The organism is Frigoribacterium sp. CFBP 13729, from assembly GCF_014841875.1.
In the GTDB taxonomy this organism is placed as follows: domain Bacteria; phylum Actinomycetota; class Actinomycetes; order Actinomycetales; family Microbacteriaceae; genus Frigoribacterium.
On the sequence record NZ_JACYUR010000013.1, the window covers coordinates 1 to 569 of the forward strand.

The 569-nt window shown below is 49.9% G+C and carries 1 rRNA gene; it reads right to left on the minus strand.

Annotation, left to right across the window (positions count from 1 at the left end):
• Positions 1–214, minus strand: a 16S ribosomal RNA gene (locus tag IFT77_RS16500); the annotation flags it as partial.
• Positions 215–569 lie beyond the last annotated feature (355 nt).

Consider the following 569-nt stretch of genomic DNA (forward strand, 5'->3'; position numbering starts at 1 on the left):
AAATTCTTTCCAACTCCTAGCCATGCGGCTGAAGCTCGTATCCGGTATTAGACGCCGTTTCCAGCGCTTATCCCAGAGTCAAGGGCAGGTTACTCACGTGTTACTCACCCGTTCGCCACTAATCCCCCCAGCAAGCTGGAGTTCATCGTTCGACTTGCATGTGTTAAGCACGCCGCCAGCGTTCGTCCTGAGCCAGGATCAAACTCTCCGTAAAAGAAAAAACAGAACCACCGGAAAAAGGTGATAACTGCTGAATTTGATGCTGACTGAAAGAACAAAACAATCTGACGATTGTTGATTGTCCGTCAATCTCAAAGAAACCTAAACACCATCGACGACCGAAGCCTTCGACAATGCCAGGGTATAATTTGGCATTTGACAATGTGCACGCTGTTGAGTTCTCAAGGACCAAACGCATCAGAGACCCGATCTCATATGAGACCATCGCCCGGAGCGGCTGTGAAACCTTAGCACCGATCTTCCTGTTGCAAGACCATCGCTCTTCGACTCCTGAGAGCCGGTGTCGTTCTCACGACGAGCCATGACGCTACACCATCTGGATCAGTGTT